The 21,643-nt window shown below is 47.0% G+C and carries 23 protein-coding genes; 13 read left to right on the top strand and 10 right to left on the bottom strand.

The window, feature by feature from the left end; genetic code table 11:
- Positions 1 to 79 precede the first annotated feature (79 nt).
- Together ACJJIW_RS16980 and ACJJIW_RS16975 are read left to right on the top strand one after the other, a co-directional pair.
- Positions 80 to 1,243 (top strand): AMP-binding protein, encoded by a 1,164-nt coding sequence (locus ACJJIW_RS16980; protein WP_444935827.1) that lies wholly within the window; start codon positions 80 to 82, stop codon positions 1,241 to 1,243.
- The gene (locus tag ACJJIW_RS16975; protein WP_444935826.1) at positions 1,236 to 2,285 is read left to right on the top strand and encodes a methyltransferase; all 1,050 of its coding nucleotides are present in this window, start codon (positions 1,236 to 1,238) and stop codon (positions 2,283 to 2,285) included. The genes ACJJIW_RS16980 and ACJJIW_RS16975 overlap by 8 nt, the downstream gene beginning before the upstream one ends.
- A 135-nt stretch (positions 2,286 to 2,420) precedes the next feature.
- Here the strand turns inward: ACJJIW_RS16975 and ACJJIW_RS16970 are convergent, their stop codons facing one another.
- The 5 genes from ACJJIW_RS16970 to ACJJIW_RS16950 all read right to left on the bottom strand — a co-directional run bounded on the left by ACJJIW_RS16970 (position 2,421) and on the right by ACJJIW_RS16950 (position 5,424).
- Positions 2,421 to 2,984 carry a DUF418 domain-containing protein gene (locus ACJJIW_RS16970; protein WP_444935825.1) on the bottom strand — a complete coding sequence of 188 codons (564 nt, stop codon included), beginning with the start codon at positions 2,982 to 2,984 and terminating at the stop codon, positions 2,421 to 2,423.
- Between the two features lie 138 nt (positions 2,985 to 3,122).
- The gene (locus ACJJIW_RS16965) at positions 3,123 to 3,503 is read right to left on the bottom strand and encodes a DUF418 domain-containing protein (protein WP_444935824.1); all 381 of its coding nucleotides are present in this window, start codon (positions 3,501 to 3,503) and stop codon (positions 3,123 to 3,125) included.
- Between the two features lie 386 nt (positions 3,504 to 3,889).
- Positions 3,890 to 4,492 carry a hypothetical protein gene (locus ACJJIW_RS16960; protein WP_444935823.1) on the bottom strand — a complete coding sequence of 201 codons (603 nt, stop codon included), beginning with the start codon at positions 4,490 to 4,492 and terminating at the stop codon, positions 3,890 to 3,892.
- Between the two features lie 28 nt (positions 4,493 to 4,520).
- A complete protein-coding gene (locus ACJJIW_RS16955; protein WP_444935822.1) occupies positions 4,521 to 5,078 on the bottom strand; it encodes a hypothetical protein in 558 nt (185 codons plus the stop codon).
- Complete coding sequence (locus tag ACJJIW_RS16950) at positions 5,056 to 5,424, bottom strand: hypothetical protein (protein ID WP_444935821.1); 369 nt, start codon at positions 5,422 to 5,424, stop codon at positions 5,056 to 5,058. The genes ACJJIW_RS16955 and ACJJIW_RS16950 overlap by 23 nt, the downstream gene beginning before the upstream one ends.
- A gap of 199 nt (positions 5,425 to 5,623) precedes the next feature.
- Here ACJJIW_RS16950 and ACJJIW_RS16945 point away from each other — a divergent pair, with 199 nt between their 5' ends.
- The 9 genes from ACJJIW_RS16945 (at position 5,624) to ACJJIW_RS16905 (ending at position 16,480) form a co-directional block, all read left to right on the top strand.
- Positions 5,624 to 6,025 carry a hypothetical protein gene (locus tag ACJJIW_RS16945; protein WP_444935820.1) on the top strand — a complete coding sequence of 134 codons (402 nt, stop codon included), beginning with the start codon at positions 5,624 to 5,626 and terminating at the stop codon, positions 6,023 to 6,025.
- Positions 6,026 to 6,206: 181 nt separating this feature from the next.
- On the top strand, positions 6,207 to 7,745 hold the full coding sequence (locus tag ACJJIW_RS16940) for an efflux RND transporter periplasmic adaptor subunit (RefSeq protein ID WP_444935819.1): 1,539 nt from the start codon (positions 6,207 to 6,209) through the stop codon (positions 7,743 to 7,745).
- Entirely contained in the window at positions 7,739 to 10,873 is a 3,135-nt protein-coding gene (locus ACJJIW_RS16935) for an efflux RND transporter permease subunit (protein WP_444935818.1), read from the top strand. Before ACJJIW_RS16940 ends, ACJJIW_RS16935 begins: the two co-directional genes overlap by 7 nt.
- A 263-nt stretch (positions 10,874 to 11,136) precedes the next feature.
- A complete protein-coding gene (gene dbpA / locus ACJJIW_RS16930; RefSeq protein WP_444897417.1) occupies positions 11,137 to 12,525 on the top strand; it encodes an ATP-dependent RNA helicase DbpA in 1,389 nt (462 codons plus the stop codon).
- A gap of 82 nt (positions 12,526 to 12,607) precedes the next feature.
- On the top strand, positions 12,608 to 13,108 hold the full coding sequence (locus ACJJIW_RS16925; protein ID WP_444935817.1) for a hypothetical protein: 501 nt from the start codon (positions 12,608 to 12,610) through the stop codon (positions 13,106 to 13,108).
- A 265-nt stretch (positions 13,109 to 13,373) separates the two neighbouring features.
- A complete protein-coding gene (locus ACJJIW_RS16920; RefSeq protein WP_444935816.1) occupies positions 13,374 to 13,835 on the top strand; it encodes a hypothetical protein in 462 nt (153 codons plus the stop codon).
- Positions 13,836 to 13,943: 108 nt separating this feature from the next.
- Positions 13,944 to 14,297, top strand: a complete 354-nt coding sequence (locus ACJJIW_RS16915) for a hypothetical protein (protein WP_444935815.1) — start codon at positions 13,944 to 13,946, stop codon at positions 14,295 to 14,297.
- Between the two features lie 54 nt (positions 14,298 to 14,351).
- Positions 14,352 to 15,236, top strand: a complete 885-nt coding sequence (locus ACJJIW_RS16910; RefSeq protein ID WP_444935814.1) for a homocysteine S-methyltransferase family protein — start codon at positions 14,352 to 14,354, stop codon at positions 15,234 to 15,236.
- Between the two features lie 674 nt (positions 15,237 to 15,910).
- Positions 15,911 to 16,480: a DJ-1 family glyoxalase III gene (locus ACJJIW_RS16905; RefSeq protein ID WP_444935813.1), complete on the top strand. Its 570-nt coding sequence runs from the start codon at positions 15,911 to 15,913 to the stop codon at positions 16,478 to 16,480.
- Positions 16,481 to 16,681: 201 nt separating this feature from the next.
- Here ACJJIW_RS16905 and ACJJIW_RS16900 read toward each other — a convergent pair whose 3' ends face one another.
- The gene (locus ACJJIW_RS16900) at positions 16,682 to 17,038 is read right to left on the bottom strand and encodes a hypothetical protein (RefSeq protein WP_444935812.1); all 357 of its coding nucleotides are present in this window, start codon (positions 17,036 to 17,038) and stop codon (positions 16,682 to 16,684) included.
- 292 nt (positions 17,039 to 17,330) lie between these two features.
- Between ACJJIW_RS16900 and ACJJIW_RS16895 the strand changes: the two genes are divergently transcribed.
- Complete coding sequence (locus tag ACJJIW_RS16895) at positions 17,331 to 17,612, top strand: hypothetical protein (protein WP_444935811.1); 282 nt, start codon at positions 17,331 to 17,333, stop codon at positions 17,610 to 17,612.
- 146 nt (positions 17,613 to 17,758) lie between these two features.
- On the opposite strand, the gene ACJJIW_RS16890 is transcribed toward ACJJIW_RS16895, so the two are convergent.
- The 3 genes from ACJJIW_RS16890 to ACJJIW_RS16880 form a co-directional block, all read right to left on the bottom strand.
- Positions 17,759 to 18,061 (bottom strand): hypothetical protein, encoded by a 303-nt coding sequence (locus ACJJIW_RS16890; protein ID WP_444935810.1) that lies wholly within the window; start codon positions 18,059 to 18,061, stop codon positions 17,759 to 17,761.
- A gap of 238 nt (positions 18,062 to 18,299) precedes the next feature.
- Positions 18,300 to 18,692: a hypothetical protein gene (locus tag ACJJIW_RS16885; RefSeq protein ID WP_444935809.1), complete on the bottom strand. Its 393-nt coding sequence runs from the start codon at positions 18,690 to 18,692 to the stop codon at positions 18,300 to 18,302.
- 1,098 nt (positions 18,693 to 19,790) lie between these two features.
- On the bottom strand, positions 19,791 to 20,030 hold the full coding sequence (locus ACJJIW_RS16880) for a transposase (protein ID WP_444935808.1): 240 nt from the start codon (positions 20,028 to 20,030) through the stop codon (positions 19,791 to 19,793).
- Positions 20,031 to 20,265: 235 nt separating this feature from the next.
- Here ACJJIW_RS16880 and ACJJIW_RS16875 point away from each other — a divergent pair, with 235 nt between their 5' ends.
- Positions 20,266 to 20,706: a hypothetical protein gene (locus ACJJIW_RS16875; protein WP_444935807.1), complete on the top strand. Its 441-nt coding sequence runs from the start codon at positions 20,266 to 20,268 to the stop codon at positions 20,704 to 20,706.
- Between the two features lie 136 nt (positions 20,707 to 20,842).
- On the opposite strand, the gene ACJJIW_RS16870 is transcribed toward ACJJIW_RS16875, so the two are convergent.
- Entirely contained in the window at positions 20,843 to 21,610 is a 768-nt protein-coding gene (locus ACJJIW_RS16870; RefSeq protein ID WP_444935806.1) for an AAA family ATPase, read from the bottom strand.
- Positions 21,611 to 21,643 lie beyond the last annotated feature (33 nt).

Here is a 21,643-nt window from a genome sequence, read left to right as displayed (position 1 = left end):
CTACCGCTCGGGACGATTACTACAATTATTAGAGCGCACCTTTTATCCGCTTAGCTTCTTTGGGAGTCACCCTACTTCAATGAATATCGGCGATCTGGACAGGAGTGCCGCACTTTCTCAAGCAAGAAAGCTCTCCAAAATTGGCGGGCTGAATGTACCTGAGTCGGTGCGTAATTTTGAAGACCTGCCGATCAGCGGTCCCATTGAGATAGAGCGAATCAGTCTCGCTGCCGCACAGAGAGGTGGGGCTATTTTAATGTCCAGTGGAGGCACTACCGGTCAACCTAAGCTCTGCTACACCCCTTACCACCAGGCGATTGATCGACTTCTTAAAGAGTGGCAGCCTCTCAGTCCCCAAAGTGTACTACTCAATTTGTTCAACCCTGGTCGGTTATGGGGTGCACATTACTTCATTCAAGCCTTGGCCGATGCCTCCCGGTGTACCGTAGCCCCTACAGGACCTTTCGCATCAGATGAAGCTAGCAACTGGATAGAATTTCTACAGGGCATCCACGTAAATGCCCTGGCTGGCGCCCCTACAGGCCTAGCTGACTTTGCCCAGGGAGCACTAAATTCCGTTGGCCAACTCCCAATTGAGTCAATCATATGGATGGGAGAACCCTGGACCAAAACCAAGATTGAAACCGTTCGCAAGGCTTTCCCAAGCGCTGGGTTTTGGTGCGACTATGGGTCAGTAGAAACCAATAGTATTGCTGTCAATTCACCTGGGTGTGACCTGGAGAAGTACCATTTATTGGAGGGGCAGCTTATTGAAACCGATGACCAAGGCGCCCTACTCACACGAATTGGTGAAGGCTGGACAGTTCCAATTATTCGCTATCGCTTAGGAGATCTGATCAAGCCAACAACATGCCGCTGTGGCCGCCCCAGAGCACTTTTGATTGAAGGGCGAGCAGACGATGCTATCAGCCTCTGTAGCGCTCTTTTAAGCACCAGTAAGATCACAAGCCTCGCCTATGACTGTACTGGTGTAGAAGAGGTCCAGCTTTTACTCAGTTGCCGCTCACCCGATCAAAAATCAGCAGACAGGATTACCTTACAGTTTACTGGCAATGCAGATGCCAGCAAAGTCAGTAAATATGTGCAGGAAAATATCCATAACCTGGCCTCTGTAGCAAAACAATACCCCCAGTCCTTCAACGCTAAAAAAGTACACCAACTCAGACGAATTCTGCGGACTAACAAAATCCCCCAGGTCATATGGGTAACAGACGATGAGTAATAACAAAACCCACAAGATAACACCACCGACAGTTGCCGATAGCCCTATGTGGGACCGGTTGATGGGGAACTACAATTTTGCCTGTCTAATGGTTTCCGCTCAGCTGGATATTACCGGGTTGATTGAGCAGGGATATGACACCTGTAAGTCGCTCAGCCAGAAGTTACAGCTCAGCGATAAGGGAATGAGATTTTTTCTTCTGGTTTTAAGTCATTTAGGGCACATCTGTTACGACAATCATCGGTTAAAAAATACAGAATTGAGCCAGTCTTATCTATCAAAAGATAGTCTCTACTACTGGGGTGAAGTGCTACTAGACCCCTTCCATATCTACAACGTCAATCATCTGGATAAAAAGATACTGACCAGCCTGGAGCGAGAGTATGAACTTGAGTGCAAAGGCCGTTCGGTAACCGATATGTGGCAAAATAACGACATGGACTCAGAATCCGCTGCGGCCTTTACACACCTGATGCACTCCCAAGGATTTGCCTCCGCAGTCACAGCTGTCTCTAACGGAATTTTTGCAGAGGTTCAGTGCTTAATGGATGCGGGTGGTGGCTCAGGGGCCATTGCCCTACCGTTTTGCGATTCCTACCCGAAACGCAAGGCAGTACTGTTTGACTTAACGCCCGTGTGCGCAGTAGCAAGTGAGTACGTACAAAATTTCGGCAAAAAAGAGCAGGTTCGAATTGTACCCGGCGACTTCTTTACAGGCTCTTGGCCAGAAGGCTGTGACGGGATTTGCTTAAGTAATATTCTGCACGATTGGCGCCCTGAAACATGCCAATTTTTAATCGATAAAGCCTTCGCATTCTTGCCAAATGGGGGGCATCTCTTTATTCACGACATGCTACTCGATGAAACCCGCCTGACCCCGAGCTTGTTTTGCTTTCACCTATTTATGAATCACGGATCTCAGCTCTATTCCACCGATGAGCTAAATGAGATGCTTGAAAAAGCCGGTTTCGAAGACACTCAGTGCAGACGAGCCCTGGGTTACTTCTTTGTTGTGTCCGCAAGAAAACCACAAGTAAGTTGAAATAGTTAATTTTTCTAGCTTATTGTTATGTTGGGAATGGTTTACTGAGAGAAAAAAGGTGTGATGCCCTATAAGCTACTGCCAACAAAGGTCAGCAGTAACTCAACAATATAAAAAGAAGAATATGTAGCTATTCTAGCTACTCACTTCAGCAGCTGGTAAAGCCTTATCTTTCATAAGCGGTGCAAACTTAAAGTAAGTGAGTGTTCTCCAAATCCACTCCAGAGGACCCATACGGAATACTTTTAGCCAAAGATCTGAATAGGCCAGCTGCAACATACCTAGCAGAACACAAACCCCAAGTACTTCTATACGTGTCAGCTCACCATACAAACCCAATCCAAAGCCATAAAAAATATAAATGCAAATAATGGATTGAGCCAAGTAATTGGTAAATGCCATCCGCCCAACACTTTGGATCTTGCCTTTGATCCATAGGTGCTTACCTAACTTGAACCAAAGGCAGATCAAGCCGATATAACCGATACTGGTAAATGTAGACCCTACCAAATTAAAAATGGCACCATAGGTGAAGTAATCATCCATACTCCAGTCATGACTATAGTTCCAGATAAGCCCTATACCGGTCAATGTCACACCAATAGCCACCCCAGCAATAGCTACTTTTTTGTAGACAGACGAACTGGCTTTGCCACGTAGGATATCCAACTTAAACAGGCCCATTCCCAGCAACATCATAGCGGCAGCTTTTAAAATAATGGAGAGACTAAAGTAGGAAATAACGATTGCCGATTCTGGACTAGAGGCTAAATTGCCACCAAGGAAACGACTCTCTAACAGAGCCCGGAACCCTCCTCGATATAAGTCTATATCTTGCTAGATCTGCGCTGCATCAGGAGCAAAAATGGCTGCTGTTGCATATCGAGCTTCTCCTGTCAGTGATTCTACATAAACCCCAGCCAAATATGAGTTACATGCAGACAGAGCAAGGATAATCACCCCCAGTGGAATCAGCCAACCTCCATGTAGCTTGCGGAACAAATAGGCAAACATAGCTATAAAGGCATAGATCATCAGGATGTCGCCTTCCCAAACGAAGATGCCATGACAAAGGCCAATCAACAATAGCCAGAAATTTCGACTGTAGTGAATTTTTGCAGCAGACTTATTCTGTTGCTCACGTTTCTCAGCTAAAAGTATGATGCCTGCCCCGAAAAGCATGGCAAAAAGCCCCATGAATTTTTGATCAGCAAACAAATAAAAAAGCTAAAGAGAAAATCATTCAAAGGGCCATTTGGCAAATAGGCCTTTGGATTCAAATAAGCCGCCATAGGCATTGAGAAATTTATTATATTCATTAAAGGAAGCCCCAGTAAAGCAACGCCCCTTAACAAATCCAATTGTGATATTAGATCCTGCATATAAGTCCTTTTAAAACCAACATACGATACGGATTTAAAGAGGAGGAGATTACAGGAAAAGAGGAAGAAATCACTATATTTTTCTGCTCGCATGCGCCAATTAGAGTGTGCGAAGCCTTTCTAACAACATCACTGGTTAAGTTATGATCTTATCATCAATGCAGAAGCCTGTTATGACTTCTTAAGCCCGCTTAAACTTAATTATAGAAATGAATTAATACTCTAATGAACCGGATATTGTATCTCTTTAGCTATCACCCACATTTTATAATCTGCAGGCATTTCAGATAAGTAATCGAGAGTTCGATAAATAAGATGTTTCTCCATTTCATCGACCCCAGAAGACTTGCTCCAACCTTCTGCTGCTAAACGATACATAAAAGTAACCAAAAGGAATTTCTGCTTACTCGACAATCCATTTCCATGACCATTGATCATCATATGCATTGATACGAGGTCATAATCCAAATCAAAAATTGACTCATCAACCTGGACGGATATCTGGGCCGAACGACCCGATACAGAATTCCCCCGCGCAATCACCTGCATTTCATCAAGAAAGAAGGAGACATGAGCACTATTGGCGGCAGAGCTGTTTTGATAGCGGCCTCTGAGTGCCAAGTCCCTTATCTGACGATTAGAAATCTCACCCTTTAGCCAGAGCTCTGTCATCTGGGTAAAGGGGTCGTAGTCCTCGCTCTGAACTATGTATTCATCTGCAAAGGGGGATAAGGAATAGAAAAGCGCGACAAGCCAAAAACAGATCCTTGTTACAGTCATTACAACTACCACTCGAAGTGAAGACCATGCCACGCGGTCGATCATGACGGGAAATCTATTAAATTAAGTATAATCAAGAATTATCGTAGGAACATTGATCGGGGGGGCACTTGCACTCATTTACGGGCGAATCAACCGGTGGCTTAAATTCCACATTGATCTTAGCTCTTTCAGCCAGCCTTTTCTCTTGATGCCTTGCCAAAGCCTCCTTCGTCATTGCTTTGATCTCTCCAGAGAGAAATTTATCTACAAACATTTCGGCCTCTTGATCCAAACTGTAGCTACTTTGACCCATTCCCTCTCGGTAGTTACGTGAGCTAGTTTCGGACAAGGTATATGTCAGTAATATCTCTTGAGCCGAAGCATCAAGCTGGCTAAATAGATCTTTCGCCCAATTAGTTTCCACAAGGTGTTCAAGTGCTTCAATATTATCTTTAAGCTCTAGATAGATTGCGGAAAAGTCCTCTCCGCCTTGAAGAATTCGGCCTGTGTAACCAGCTTCCTCATTGTGGAAATAATCCAATCGTGCCTGAATTCTCATTTCATAGATGTCATTGTCGATAACATACCGACCCAGCTTTTCCACCTCAGCCACAGTCATACCAAGCTCATAAAGCTTTTCCTGATGCAATTTTAAGTATCACCCAATAAGACAATACCCCTAGCAGTCTGTATGAAGTGAGCCACTCAGGATACTTTCCTAAATTGACCTCGTACCAAGCGGACTTTCTCTCAAGCCCATACTTACTGAGGTATGACAAGTCCTCCCCTCTATTAGCAGCTTCCCTAACAGCCCTCATTCTTTGCCAGGCAGCCCAGTTCCGCTCCCTACTCAGCACCCATTCACTGTTAATCTCTTCATTATGTTTATAGGTAGTCGCAAATAACTCCTCGAGAGATGTGCGTTTAGAATCTGCAAAAGAAGGTGCCGCCAATAAAAAGATCAGAAGGAGGCAAACCGGGGGAGTTAATTTCATAGAGACACCTTGTGGTGCTGTTGTAGTCGCATTTATCGAAGGGAATCTACTAACTATCGTCAAGAAATCTCTGCCGAAGGGTTAACCTGTGCCGTAATTACCCTTAGTAGAAGAAGGAAAGACTTGGAGGTACCCCTTGGTCACATAGCGAAAGCAACCTTTGTCGGGCAACCGGCCTCTGGTGTATGATTTATCAGTAATGAAGAACTGTTCGTCCACATTTCGCGCCAAGCTGATAGCCGTGGCGGCCCTGCTCCTGCTGATCTTGCAGGTTCAGACCGTGCTCGCCTGCGAAATGATGGAGGACCCCAAGCCGGCAGCGGAATGTTGCTGCGATGATATGGCCAAGGGGTCAGACTCTGATGATGACTGTTGTGACTATGATGCCCAAGTCTCCCTGAAGACTTCCCTTGATGACCATCAAGTTGCTCTCACCGCCGCGCACCTGAATCTGGAGCTTCCCCAGTTGGCGCCACCGCCAACCTACCAATGGCCCCAGATTCTGGCTCCGCCTACCAGTGCGGCCGAACTATCCCCCACTTCGACAGAATCCCACCCCGGCAACCGAACCTGGCTTGCCACTTTGCGCCTGCGTATTTGATCACTCCCTTTCTCTCTGACTAGCGAAATATGCCCCCAGCCCATGCTGGCGGCTTCAGAAAGATTGTTCTAGGAGTGAACCTTTTGATTTCCCAACAAGCTATAGCGGCCATTTGTGGCCTGCTCATTGATAACGTGCTTTGCGCGCAGATGCCCCTTTCCTTCATTCAGGAGGGTGCCCTATGAGCCAGCAAAGAACATTGAGCTTAATCGCTCTTACCCTGCTGTTAGCCGCTGCCGGCGCGGCCTTTTATTGGAAGAAAACTTCTGTACAAGCCGAAGCTCCAAATGCCGATTTTGTGCAAGCAGGCCCCTTCCAGATCGCGGTGTCTGTCGATCCGCTGCAACCCCAAGCGGGTAAAAACCAAATTCGAATTGAAGTTCGCAATGCTGACAATGAGCCGGTATCTGGAGCTGAAGTTCGCGCGGTAGCCGAGATGCCCGCCATGGGCGCCATGCCAGCTATGCGTGCCGTCGCCGATATCAGTGAAGCCAGCCCCGGTATTTTCACCGGTGAAATTGAGCTGGCCATGGTGGGCTCCTGGCCCATGGTGGTAGATGTAGCGACAGGCCACGATAAGCATGTCGATCTTGCCTTTGATATGAGCACCAATCGCAAAGGCCTACGCCTGAAATCTGCGCCTGAGGCTTCAGATACCGCCTATTACACCTGCTCGATGCACCCATCGGTGAGAGCTGCCAAAGCCGGTAGCTGCCCTATTTGCGGTATGAACCTGCAGCCTGTGAGCCACGATGAACTGAAAAGTGGCAGCATTGTAGTGGATAGCGGCCGACGCCAGGCCATTGGTATCAAAACCGGTATCGTCGAGCGACAGCCATTCGCTTTGCCCATTCACCTACACGGCCAGGTTACCTATGACGAAACCCGCTTGCGGGATATCAGCCTACGCTTCGACGGCTGGATTGGTGAGTTAGATGCAGATTTTGAAGGCAAGCAGGTTAAGCGCGGCGAGGTACTGTTTTCTGTTTACAGCCCGGAGTTGCTCGCAGTCCAAGACGAGTATCTAAAGGCCCGCCGACGTGGCGACGCCCTGGAGAAAGCAGCACGAAGGCGTCTACTGTTGTGGGGGCTCTCTGAAGAGCAAATCGACTGGCTGGTTGAACAACAAAAAGCGCAGGACTATATCCCGATTTTTGCACCCGCCAGTGGTGTGATTATTGAGAAGAATATTGTCGCGGGCTCTGCATTTGAAAAGGGCGACAACCTGCTGCGTATAGCCGACCTCAGCCAGGTTTGGATTGAAGCCCACGCCTACGAAGATCAGTTGCCACTGATAGAAAAAGGCATGCCGGCCAAGGTGCGTTTAACCAACGTCTACCATGAGGAAATCCCTGCCACCCTCACCCAGATTGATCCCTTCCTTAATCACAATAACCGCAGTGCACGGCTGCGTGTGACCCTGCCCAATACCGATGGTGAACTGCGCCCGGGACTGTTTGCGGACATCATGTTAACCGCCGAACTGGGAAATCTCCTGGTGGTACCCAGGGATTCAGTATTGATCTCCGGCAAGAAACGCATTGTTTTCCGCGACTTGGGCCAGGGTCGTCTTGAACCGGTACAAGTACGCACCGGATATGGCGACAGCGATAGGATTGTTATCCGCTCTGGCCTCCAGGCCGGAGATAAAATTGTCACCTCTGGTGTATTCCTGATCGCGGCGGAAAGCCGCCTGAAGTCGGGGGTACAGCAGTGGTAAATTCTGAACCCAAAGGGCTAATTGCCCGAATTATTGGGGCCTGCGCAGGTAAGCCATGCATCACTTTGATCCTTGTAGCGATCGCAGCCCTGGCGGGATACCGGGCGCTAACCAGTGTCCCCCTGGATGCTATTCCGGACCTGTCCGACGCCCAGGTGATTGTGATGACAGACTGGCCGGGGCGCAGCCCTGACCTGGTCGAGGATCAAATCACCTACCCGCTTTCCACCGCAATGCTAGGGCTGCCCAAAGTCAAATATGTGCGGGGCCAGAGCTTTTTTGGTCTCAGCTTTGTCTACGCCATCTTTGAAGACGGCACCGATATTTACTGGGCCCGCTCACGGGTTCTGGAATACCTCAACCAGGTAGCCGACCAGCTCCCACAAGGTGTTCAACCAAAGCTTGGCCCGGATGCCACCGGAGTGGGCTGGGTATTCCAGTACGCACTGGTTGATCGAAGCGGTAACAACGACCTGCAGGAACTGCGCGCGCTACAGGATTTCAAGTTGCGCTATTGGCTCACTTCTGTCGAGGGCGTGGCCGAAGTCGCCTCCATTGGCGGCTACGAAAAGGAGTACCAGGTCCAAATCGACCCCCATCGCTTGCAGATGTTTAAAGTTCCGCTTGGCAAAGTGGTCGAGGCCATTCGCCGCAGTAACAACGACACCGGAGGAAGAGTACTGGAGATCGCGGGCCACGAACATATGGTGCGTGGCCGTGGCTATATCCGCAGTGTTGACGATCTCGAAGAGGTGGTGATCGGGGTCAATGCGGCAAAGATTCCGGTGACTTTGGATCAGGTAGCGGATATTACCCTGGGGCCTGCGATGCAGCGCGGTATTGCCGAGCTGGACGGCGAGGGCCAGACCGTAGGTGGCATCGTGGTGATGCGCTACGGTGAAAATGCCCTCAAGGTTATTGAGAGAGTTAAAGAGCGTATCGAGCAAGTCCGTGCGGGCTTACCGGAAGGCGTTGAGCTGGTAGTGACCTATGATCGCTCACAATTAATTAATAGTGCGATCGACAATCTCAAGAACACCTTGATTGAAGAGATGCTGGTGGTCGCCGCTGTGATCGCTATTTTCCTACTCCACGCCCGCTCCGCATTGGTAGCTGTAATCACTCTGCCGATTGCAGTTTTACTGGCCTTTATTCCACTGTCCCTACAAGGGCTTACCGCCAACATTATGTCACTGGGAGGTATTGCCGTAGCCATCGGTGCCATGGTGGATGCGGCAGTGGTAATGGTGGATAACATCCACAAAAAGCTGGCAGCCGATGGGGATAAGGAGTTGTCTCCAGGCGAGAAAAGAACGCTAATCGTTCGGGCAATGCAGGAAGTCGGGCCGAGTATTTTCTTCTCCCTGATTATTATCACGGTTTCATTTCTGCCGGTATTCGCGCTGGAAGCTACCGAGGGCCGATTATTCAAACCCCTCGCCTACACCAAAACCTACAGCATGGCTTTCGCCGCCCTATTGGCAATCACCTTGATTCCAGCGCTCGCGGTACTGCTAATGCGCGGCAAAATTCGCAACAGGGAAAACCCGATTTCCCGCGTTTTAGTCCATACACTACAGCCAATGATTCACTTCTGCGTGCGGCAACGCAAAGTTGTAGCCACTCTCGCGGTATTAGCTCTGGTTTCCGTGGCCTACCCCATTAGCAAGCTAGGTGGTGAATTTATGCCGCCGCTCAATGAGGGCAGCATCCTGTATATGCCCACTGCCCTACCCGGCATGTCGGTTACCGAAGCGGGCAAGGTGCTGCAACAAATGGACGAGGAACTGAAAGCCTTCCCAGAAGTTGAGCATGTCTTTGGCAAGATTGGCCGCTCCAATAGCGCCACCGATCCTGCACCGCTCTCAATGGTAGAAACCGTTATCACCCTAAAACCCAAAAGTGAGTGGCGCCCCGGCATGACTTGGGACGACCTGCTGGCGGAAATGGATGAAAAGCTGCGCTATCCGGGCATGCCCAATATCTGGTGGATGCCCATCCAAACCCGCACTGAGATGCTCGCCACCGGTATTCGCAGCCAGCTCGGCATCAAAGTGTTTGGAGATAACCTGGAGGAAATCGAACAGACCGCTTTAGCCATCGAAGAAGCACTGCGCAGTGACCAACGCACTTCGGAACAAACCCGAAGCGTCTTCGCCGAGCGTCTAACCGGCGGTTACTTCCTGGACTTTGATATCGATCGCGCACGGGCTTCCCGCCACGGCTTGAATGTACAGGATATCGAAGATGTGATCGCCGCAGCGGCTGGTGGCCTGGCCGCAACCCAGACCATCGAAGGCCGCGAACGTTACGATGTGTTAGTGCGCTATGCCCGCGACTACCGGGATACTCCTGAACAGCTGGAACAAATCCTGGTCCCCGCCTCTGATGGTTCCCAAGTGCCCCTGAACCAGCTGGCTGATCTGGACTTCCGCACTGGCCCGCCCATGATCCGCAATGAGGATGGGCAGTTGGTGGGCTTGGTATTTGTCGACTTGAAGGGCGATATCGGCGTTGCTGATTATGTTAATCGCGCAAAGCAGGTTGTTGCCGATCAGGTTAATCTGATTCCCGGGCAACGTATCGCCTGGGCCGGCCAATACCAATACCTGGAGCGCGCCAAGTCCCGCCTGCAATGGTTAGTGCCCCTGACCTTGTTGGCTGTGTGCTTCCTCCTGTATCTGCATCGAGGCAGGCTATCCGACACCCTGTTTGTACTCACCGCCATGCCAATGGCACTGATCGGCGCCTTCTGGCTGTTATACCTGCTCGACTACAAACTGAGCGTTGCTGTATGGGTCGGCATGATTGCCATGGCTGGTCTCGCCGCTGAGATGGGGTTATTAATGCTGCACTACTTATCTGCCGCCGGACATAACTCAGAGCGCGGTAATACAGCGACTGTTGCCCAAGCGGCAGCTGGCCGTATTCGCCCGATGCTAATGACCAGCCTGACACTGTTAATTTCATTGATACCAGTCATGGTTTCCGATGGCACCGGTGCAGATGTTATGAAACGGATCGCAGCACCAATGGTGGGCGGCACCATAACCACACTGCTGTTTGTATTGTTAGTGATGCCCGGGGTTTTCTATCAGTGGAAGGCCCGCGAAGGAAAGCAAAGCTGACGTTAGTAAATTGGGGCACCGGGTTTATGCTACCCAGTGCCTCAGTTCTCATTTCACAAGAAGATAATCTGAATAGAAGAGACTATGATGGGAACAAGGTGATTCATAGGTTTCTTCAGGGTTAACTGTTAAAATTCCATACAGATTTTGTATCGCACAAACTGCAAAATTGCAGCGATCACAAAGGCTAAGTAGGTGACGATCACTTTCCCTACTGCTTGTGTAATACGCGTATTTGACATTTAACGACTCCAGGATTCACCTTGACTGCACCTTTTTCCGATCTTCCCCTAAACCCCGCCCTGCTGAAAAACCTGGCGTCACTCAACTACAAGTCCATGACCGAGGTTCAGGCCAAAACGCTTCCGATCATTCTTGACGGCAAGGACGTTATCGCCAAGGCAAAAACCGGTTCCGGTAAAACGGCCGCCTTCGGTTTGGGGGTGCTGCATCGGCTCAATGTCAGCCGCTTTCGGATTCAATCGCTGATTCTGTGCCCAACACGGGAATTGGCGGACCAGGTTGCGCAGGAACTGCGCCGACTGGCACGGGCAATTCACAACATTAAGATTCTGACTCTCTGCGGCGGCATGCCTTTCGGCCCTCAAATCGGCTCCCTGGCCCATGGAGCCCATATCATCGTTGGTACTCCAGGACGTATCGAAGAACACCTGCGCAAAGGAACACTCTCCTTAGAGCATGTCGATACGCTGGTCTTTGACGAAGCCGACCGAATGCTCGATATGGGATTCCAGGACGTTATCGACACTATTCTGGCGCAGGTGCCAACTGGGCGGCAGTCGTTACTATTCAGCGCTACCTATCCCGATGAAATTGAAAAGCTCAGCGCCCGAGTGATGCAAAAACCGGTGATGGTTAAAATTGATTCTGCCCATAGCGACGAGGTGATCGAACAACGCTTTTACAGAACTGAGAGTTTCGAGGATCGCCTGGAGATGACTCGGCGTGTCCTGCTCAATGATAAGCCAGTCAATACCCTGGTTTTCTGCAACACCAAACGCGAAACCGATGAGGTGGCCGATGATCTGAAACAGGCTGGCTTCAATGTCCTCGCCCTGCATGGTGATATGGAGCAGCGCCAGCGCAATGAAACCCTGATTCGATTTGCCAATGGCAGCGCTTCAATTCTGGTAGCTACTGATGTGGCTGCACGCGGCCTTGATATCGACAAGCTGGATGCCGTTATCAACTTTCATATCGCCAAAGACCCGGAAGTTCACACCCACCGCATCGGACGGACAGGCCGCGCCGGTGAGCGCGGTTGCGCTTACTCCTTTTTTGCCGAGAAAGAAGGCCACAAACTGGTTCGTATGGACCTAACCCAGGACCCACTATCCGATCCAGATACACCGCCACCCGCCAGCATATTAAGTGAACCCCCTTTCCAGGCACCGATGGCTACCCTGCAAATCGATGGCGGCAAGAAGCAAAAGGTCCGCCCCGGCGATATCCTCGGTGCCCTAACCGGCGGCGATCGCCCGATTAACGGTAAAGATGTTGGCAAGATCAACGTACTGGACATGACCGCCTATGTTGCGATTAAACGCAACGTAGCATCACAAGCACTGAAGAAAATAGAAAACGGTAAGTTGAAAGGACGTAAATTTCGGGTGCGGCGTATTCGAGGCTAAGTCGAGTGATTATCCCCTGGCAACGCCGGGGGAGGCTTCGGACGCGCTATGCTGCTCTAGGCATTATATTTCAAGAGGAATCATGAAGAATTTACTTTTTTGCTTGCTTGCTTTTATCTCAATTCCTATTCAAGCGATTGAGATAAGTAATTTCAAGTCAGGACTGATGTGTGGGATTAATAAAGATGACATGGGCTGGGTTTGTTTTGCGCAAGAGGAAATTAAAATCACAGGTCAAAGTTCATGCATTTCAAATGGAAATGAATTCAAATGTACTTGGTACGGATACTCATTTGACTACAAGGATGCTAAGCCAAATCAAAAAATCGATTGTAAGTATTGGAACTCTAAGCCTGCAACATCAATCAATTTAGAGGGCGTAGCAAAAGAGCCTAGTAAGTATTTTGAGTTCTCATTTCACCTAGATAAATCCGAAGGCTATTTCGTCAACCCCCAATATTCAGTATTAAGTGTGTCAGAAAATGCAAATATGAAGAAAGTAACCCAAGACGTTAGCTGTTCCTCTGAAGGAGTGGAGCTTTACAAATACAGGTTTATTTCTGTTTACTCGGCTGGAAAATAAGTAAATAGCAGGTCCTGCACTCCGCAGGCCCGTTGCGGAGTGCCAATGAGAGAGCTAATTGGTGGGGGGAATATGGTATTTCTCTATGAAATTATTGGCCAGTTACCACCCAACGGTGGCTAGCAGAAAGCAAGCAGGTCGTTCAGAGAGCGCCAGGTATAACCAGGCCAGGCAAGATCGCTCAGCCGGGGGCCGGGCTGGACAATCTACGCTCTTTTTCGGTTGCCGCTGTTCATAACTTTAAGCATCCAGGAGGCATTGCCCTATGTGGGGAGAATTGCACGAAGTAAAAAAAATAGTTGTTAAGTTACCTGAATCAATTGATGCCGGAAAAGGCAATAGATTACTTCGTGAACTAGGGGCTACTCTTCATTACGATGTTTATAGTTTTGATGCAAATTCAAGTGAAATTTGGCAATCGGATTCAGTTTTGCACCTCCACCTATTCAAAGAAGGCAGTGAAGTAGATGCGCAAGATAACTTCGATGAAATTCATATTTTTTATCCATTGGCAACTCGTCCAAGCTCAGATCAGTTGCTAGCGTTAGAATTATCATCAAACATTATTAGTAAATTTGGCGGTTCAGCTTCTTATCAAAACCAGTCGTTTTCGGTGCAAGGTGTGCAGGCTGAATGGGATAAATGTAATAGTTTTTTACTCAAAGAGTGGGGTGAAGAGCCTGGTAGCCATTCACTCCGTAGAATGATTGAGGAAAACCATGCTTAACAAATACAAGCAGGTTACTACAGGTCTTTGGCCCCTCGCGGGACGGCTCACCCTGTACGCATTTCGCACAAAGTGAACACAAAACAAGCTGCCCCCGCTGGCAACGTTATGAATCCGTTGAAATTACGAGTGCTTAAACAAACTTGCCCAGAATGTAAGAGAAGGACTCTGGAGATTCCATTGTTCTCGACAACTTTTATCTGCCGGAATTGTGTATCTATCTTTAAAGTTCGTGGCTGGTTCAAATTTGTGCAGATTGTTGGAGCCGGCTCCCTATATTTCTTGATACTTCAAGCGGCTCTGACGCTTCTAGAAGATGCAAGATTTAATCGAATTGGCTTTGTAGTGGTGACATTTTTGGTGGCACCTTTGGTCATTTCAGTTGTATCAAAAACTATGAAAATGTATGTCGCACCATTGCAGCTAGCTGGAGTAAAAGACAAGGTGCGAGGTAACTCATAAAAATTCAACTCACTTCGCGCCTTTGACGCCCGACAGCTAACACCGAGGAGCACCATGCAAGGAATTATTTCAGAAAAGTTGATTCTTACTGAAGCAGCCATTCTCGAAAGAGTCAGGCGCAATAAAGATATAAGCCTTTGCCGTCATGTCGATCATGCTAAATTAATCTATAGCAAAACTGGTGCTGAAAGCCTTAAACGAATCTACAGTGAATACATAAACCTTGCAATTGATGCAAAACTCCCTCTTTTGCTTGCAACTCCCACATGGAGGGCCAGCTCAGAGAGAGTTTCTCTAGCCAAGGCGCCTTCGTCTATCAATGAAGACGCAGTTAATTTTCTTTCGAATATCTTGCCAAAAGAAGGAAATGTATATGTAGGGGGCCTAGTCGGCTGTAAAAATGACTGCTACAAACCACAACAAAGCTTAACTTACAAAGAATCTCTTTCTTATCATCGTTGGCAAATTGATAAGCTCGGAGCCTCTAAAGCTGACTACCTCATGGGAGTAACTCTACCAGCTGTACCAGAGGCACTTGGAATTGCATCTCTAATGTCAAACCACTCAAAGCCATATTTTATTAGCTTCGTCATTGGCTCAGATGGCCGTCTTTTAGATGGCCATACCATTCAAGAAGCAATTTCACATATTGATTATCAGGTTTCACCTAAACCTTCTGGGTACTTTATTAACTGTTCTCATCCATCTTTTCTAGACGCTTCAAATCAATTACCTAACAGGCTAATCGGCATACAAGCCAATGCTTCATCACTAACGCACAATGAGCTAGAAAATAGCGAATCGACGCACTCCGACAGCATATCCGAATGGGGCAACCATATGCTCCACTTAAATCAGAATCACGGATTCAATATATTGGGCGGCTGCTGCGGTACTGATTCAAGACACCTGGAATACATCATAAATAATCACAACTAACAAATTTAGCCCGCTTCTTTCCGCTTACGACTACCCTGGGCAACCACTCTCTTGGAGTGGCTATCATTGCAAACGGCATTAGCAGGACTGCTGGAATTATGAATAGGGGAAAGGGAGCAACACTGAGGCTCACAATTGCCTGATCGCCTCAATTCTAGTGGCCACCGATGTGACAGTTCGCGGTCTGGATATCGCCAAAGGTCCGGAAGTACATACCAACCGGACCGGCCGTGCTATTAAGTGCGGTTGCGCTGCTGAGCAAGCGGCTTCGTGTGAATCTGCCCCACTATTCGCTCCAGATACAACGCCACCGACCAGCAAATTATGCATCCCCTTTCCAGACACCGATTGCCACCCTACAAATCGATGGTGATAAGAAGCAAAAGGTCCACCCTGAGGATATCGTGGGTGCCCTAAAGGTGGCGATCGTCCGTTAAACGGTAAAAATGTTGGCAAGTTCAACGTGCTGCACATGACCGCCTATGTTGTGATTAAGCAAAATGCGGCAGTACAAGCACTTAAGAGCATTGAGAACACAAAGTTGAAAGAGCATCTGGTGCGACATATCAGGGGGACTCTTAGCTGACCTACCAAAGTTATAGGTCAGCTCAAAGAGGTAGGATTAGCCCAGAAAGCCTATAAATAGGTTAACCCCATCGTTTGGAGCTGCGATCGTGCCCAAAATACTAATTCCCGTCGCCGATGGTAACGAGGATATAGAAACCGTTGCCATCTACGACATTTTGAGCCGAACGGATGCAGAGCTGGCACTGGCATCGATTATGCCGAGTAGACGTATAACTACCCTACGCAATCTTGTTATTGAAGCCCCCTACTCCATAGAGGATTGCTTGGACTCCACGTGGGATCTAATAGCCCTACCAGGCGGCAAGGAAGGTGCCGAGCGAATGTATAGCTCAGCCCCCCTAATAAAGCTTATCCAAAAGCAACTTGAATCGGGTCGCTGGCTAGGAGCAATTTGTACCGCTCCAGTGATCGTTCTTGGGCGGCAGGGGCTGATAACCAATTTTACGGCCACTTGTTACAAGACGTTTCGCGGCGAACTTAGTCAATATGTGAAGGAAACCAGTGATCAAAGAGTAGTGATCGACCGGAATTTAGTCACCAGCCAATCGCCCGGTACCGCTATAGAGTTCGCTTTTGAACTTGTCACTTGTTTATTTGGGAAAGAAAAATCGCAGTCAATTGCGGAGACCGTGAATGTTTATCTACCACCTGAGTAATTTAACACTCTTCCCGTTTTACTCAGTCGGTTAGAACTTTAAATACATGAACACTGCTCCAAGACTCTATTCAGAGTAACCCTTGATAGGCAGGGAACAGTAAAAAATCAAACATCCTTATCTTCGGAAGCCTAGATTTACCTGCCTTTCAGGGAAGAGTCAGCTAGACTACTTGATTGGGCTAGCTATCAATATAGTCTCTCATTTGGTGAACTCAGCCTTCAAAACATATCCTTTACCATCAAGAATTACCTGGCAATAATTTCTCCTTGGCACTCCCAAGTCACCTGGGACTTCAGGAACCCAATAATAAAGCCTTCTCCCGGCTTCTGACTCAAATGAAAGCTGCCTAACACTCAAATCAGTAAAGTTATCTATGCTATTTTCATGGTATGTTGAATCCAAGGATAGGCACAGCTTTTGTAACTTTGCCGTATCACCCTCATTATAAGAAAATGTTTTTAATGGTGGATTTTCATCTTCATAAATATGTTCAACAATAAATAAATATAACCCCATAAAAAAAGCAAATACACATATCGCCCAAACCCTACTCATTAAACCAACCCTAGCATTCAAAAATCGATACCTCTCTAGCAAGAACATCAACAGTTCTGGACGCCCCACCAACAAAGAAGATTAATACGTCAGCCCCATTGACACAATATAGAAATCACGGGCTCTGGCAGCCTGTATGGTTCATGTGGATCGTAATCCCATCCGAACCAAAGTAGCCAAAACTCTTGAGGAGTCCAATTTCACTTCAATCCAATAACGGATTCAAACCGCAATTTCCGGCAAGCAACCCAAAAACCTATTGCCATTGGTGGGGGGGGGAGAACGTTTGAATATGCTCAAGGGCCTGCCTTTTCGGCTGAACTACTATTTAGAACGGGTGGACTGGAGTGGCCGCCAACTCAATCCACAAAAGCATGGGGCAATTGATGAAAATATTCCTCCGATCCTCGAACGGTTAGGTATACCGGCAAAACACTGGTCCTACCTAAACCGTAACTTTGAAAGTCGCTTTAAACAGCTGACGGGCTCGGCAGAATTAGTCAGGCGGGGCTGTCAACGCGGCCTTAGCCACACCCCATTTAAACAGTATAAAAATTGCTTGCAAAGCAACTAAACAAGCAGCGTGCCTACCTCGGACTCCGTATCCATTTCTGAATAAGACCCCGCGATAATTTTTAGCGCCAAATAGATATCTATTTTGGAATAGATACCTTAATTACTAGAAAGTCGCGTAAAAATTTTTGCCAAAATTTCGAACCCTCAATCTTTAGGTGTCCAGGAATTTTCCTTTTTATTCTCAAATCTATCAAATCCAAATCTATGGCTGTCTTTTTTATTAGGTATTCGATAGCCTGCCTCCAATTTTCTTTCCAAAATTGAAATCCTCCGCCTCAAAATATTTTCTCTCCTATAAAAGACACTGACAACACTAACAATCATAGCGCCCAGAAAAGCATATACATCCACATCAAAATATTTGGCCAAACCAACACTCACGGATATAATTAAAATTGTTACTGTAAGTTCTCCACCATTGTGCATTACAACCATCATCCTCGCCATCACATTGATTCATTTCTTTGCACCAGCAGCACCACTTCCCAAACCAATGGCTATGCCACGAGCTCCAGCAATTACTCCATCAGCACCAATTCGCCGCCCACTTTTTTGCAGGCACTCCATCTATCCGCTCTGTGGCACAGAAGTTCTCACCCCGCTTTTACCCTCCAATCCATGGCTGTCCTTTTTGCCCTTTATCTTCTTTGGGCGCCCTAGATGATTTAGATTTAAATCTCTCAACCTATGGACGCTCAAATTTTTTGACAAACTCCGCCTTCAAAACATATCCCCTACGATCAAGAATGACCCGACAATAATTTTTCTCTGGAACTGCTAAAAATTTTGGAGCTTCCGGAACCCAATAAAAAAGCCTTCTCCCATCTCTCGATTCAGATGAAAACTTTCTAACACTTAAATCAAGAGAGTTATCCATCCTATTTTCATCGTAAGTTGAGTTCAAAGACAAGCACAGTTGCTGTAATTTTTCCGCATCCCTCTTTTGATATGAGAATGTTTCTAGTGGAGGGTTACTATCCTCAAAAATATAATCAACAACCTGCCAGTACACGACCATAACACAAACAAACGTCAATACGGCCTTAACTTTTCTTTTAAAACTAATCTTAATACTCAAAGCATTATGATCCTTTAATAATAAGGCACATCAGCTTCATCAAACGAATCAATATAAGCTTCAGCGCCATAACATTTTGGCCAATCACAAAAGAAAGATCGCCCTTTCATCTGAATCACTATTTGGTACTAGTGGAATGGAGTGGTCGGCATTTAGACCCGAGGAAGCGGGGCGACACCTCTCAAAACACACCCCCTACCCTGAGCGACTGGGCATTTCAGTAAAACACTAACTCTACCTCAGCAGGAACTTTGAAAGTCAATTTAACAGCTTGGTGGGATCAGCAGAGGCTGTACGAAAAGCCTGCGTTCAGCTCGATAAACGCTGGATACATGGGTTGAGAGACTGCCAACAATTTCTTAGCCCCGCGCCCAGCTGAACAAGATAATTTCGAATCCTAGTTATCCATTATCCCCAGAGTACTGGTATTCCTACCTGCCCCGCACCTTTTTACCTACAATCTAATAAACACGTTATCAGCGCCAATCCGCCACCCACTTTGCTGTAGGCACTCCATCTACCTGTCCTATGGCACAGAAGTTCTCACCTGGCTTTTACCCTCCAATCCATGGCTGTCCTTTTTATTTTGCTCTTTCTGCTCTTTCTACTTTATTTTTGCAATTACATTCATTATTTGCTTTAGGATAATCGAAGCACAAATCAGCAAAGCAATCGATAAAAATACAGAGTAATAGATAATTCCCTTCATTACACCTTCATTGGTAACACCTAACGCGTTACTTACGTTAACTATCCCGTAGGTTGTCAAATAACCCAATATCAATACTAGAATAACGAGTTTAAATCTATACCACCCTGCTGAAAATGGTGGTTTCTTCATGCAAACATAACAATACAACACAAAAAATACTACGTTGAATATTGAAAAACCCACGAAGCTCTCCAGTCAATAATATTCTTATTGATAAATTTCATACAGTTTTTTCAATCAGCAACCACCCGCATCGTGGCCAGTATGGTGCCCCCCAGAAGGGTCTAGTTACAGATTCGCCAGTTGCATCTACTCTTAATGACACTCTTCCACCTCTTGATTATTTATGTACTCTCGAATCATTTCCTCATTGCAACCCACTATGCTCACGCAACATCCGAGAGTCCAGAATTATCTCCCCTAAAATTTCTCTGTATATGCCCGTACTCCCGAAGTATCTGGATCACAAATTTCCTTTTCAAAAACCCAAGCGTATAGGAAACATTAAACTCCGCAGAAATCATTAACAGCATAAAAATGTGATTCCTCATTACATATCCTTCGACTAACGTAATTGCCTTTTGACGATATAAATTCTGAGATATTACACCAATCTCATGTCTCAAATAAAACAACTCTGGACACCCACCAAAGAAAGATCGTAAGGCGCCACATCCATTGACACTATACGAACAGCAGTATAGAAATACTGTATATCAAAACAGTTAAATCCTAGACCCATGATCCAGCCTCGCCGCTCGCAAATCTCTCTCCATGCAACCCCTTATTACTACCATTGTGTCTCCCGCTGTGCGCGTAGGGCATTCCTTTGCGGGAAAGATGCTCACTCTGGGAGAGATTATGAGCATCGACGCCAGTGGTCCGTGCCAAGATGGCAAAACACCAAAAGACTCTAATTACACCTTCGTTCAGCAGCGCATTCGTGCTGCGGTCTTAGGTGAACAGCCCAAGGAACTACTGCCGTTTGTGGGCGGCGAGCGCCTTAATATACCGAAAGGACTGCCCTTTCAGCTGGATCACTTTTTGGCATTAGTGGACTGGAGTGGTCGGCATTTAGACCCGAGGAAGCGGGGCGTTATTTCTCAAAATACACCCCCGATCCTAGATCGGCTGGGTATCTCAGTAAAACACTGGCTCTACCTCAACCGGAACTTTGAAAGCCGATTTAAAAGCTTGGTGGGATCAGCAGAGGCTGTACGAAAAGCCTGTATTCAGCTCGATAAACGCTGGATACCAGTGGTGCGAGACTGCCAACAATTTCTTAACCCCGCGCCCAGCTGAACAAAGTAGTTTCGAGCCTTAGTTATCTCCAGAGTATTGGTATCCCTACCTGCCCTATGGCACAGAAGCTCTCACCCAGCTTTTACTTTCCAATCTATGGCTGTTCTTATTATTTTGCCCTCTAATTATTTTTTCTTTAATCTGTTCCCTCGTCAGCTATCAACTGATTTACCATTGACTCATGGTTGTTCAAAAAGTGCTTTGTTACAGCGTAATGTTCTGTGTCCTCATAGTTAATTTCAGTCATTTCACCATTGTCAAGTGAGATAATTTTAGAATCTGGATATGCCATTAATATAGGTGAGTGGGTAGCAATGATAAATTGTGACCCATCAGCTATTAGTTGATGCATTCTTGCAAGCATTGCCATTTGACGCGTAGGTGAAAGTGCTGCTTCTGGCTCATCCAATATGTATAAACCTTGACCTCCAAACCGATTCATCATTAGTGCAAAGAACGATTCTCCATGAGATTGTTCATGCAAGGAAATACCACCGTATGAGTTAATAATTGGTGGGCCGCCAGGACCTTCATCTAATTTTTCTATTTCAGTTGCAATGTTATAGAAACTTTCCGCACGTAAGAAGAATCCATCTCTCGGCCGCTGGTATGATCGCGATAGGCGAAGATATTTCCATAGCGGTGAATGTGAAGTTCTGGTAGAAAAAGAAAAGTTCTTTGTTCCACCTTCAGCATTAAATCCCCAAGCAACAGCCAATGCCTCAAGAAAAGTAGACTTTCCCGTGCCATTTTCTCCTGCAAAAAAAGTAACACGGGGATGAAAATTAATACTATCGAAGCACTGCAAAATTGGAAGCGTTAGCGGAAAGTCTTCGAAATTTTCTATTTTTTCCTTTATCAATTTCGCTGAATGGATGAATTGGGGGCTATTAAAAGGCTCCACTTTCGAAATATTCCTAATGAAGGTATGAACTTA

The sequence above is a fragment of the Microbulbifer maximicatervae (SeqCode) genome, from assembly GCF_052467815.1.
The sequence above is the reverse complement of the archived record's forward strand: the minus strand, read 5'-3'. Positions and strand labels throughout refer to the sequence as shown.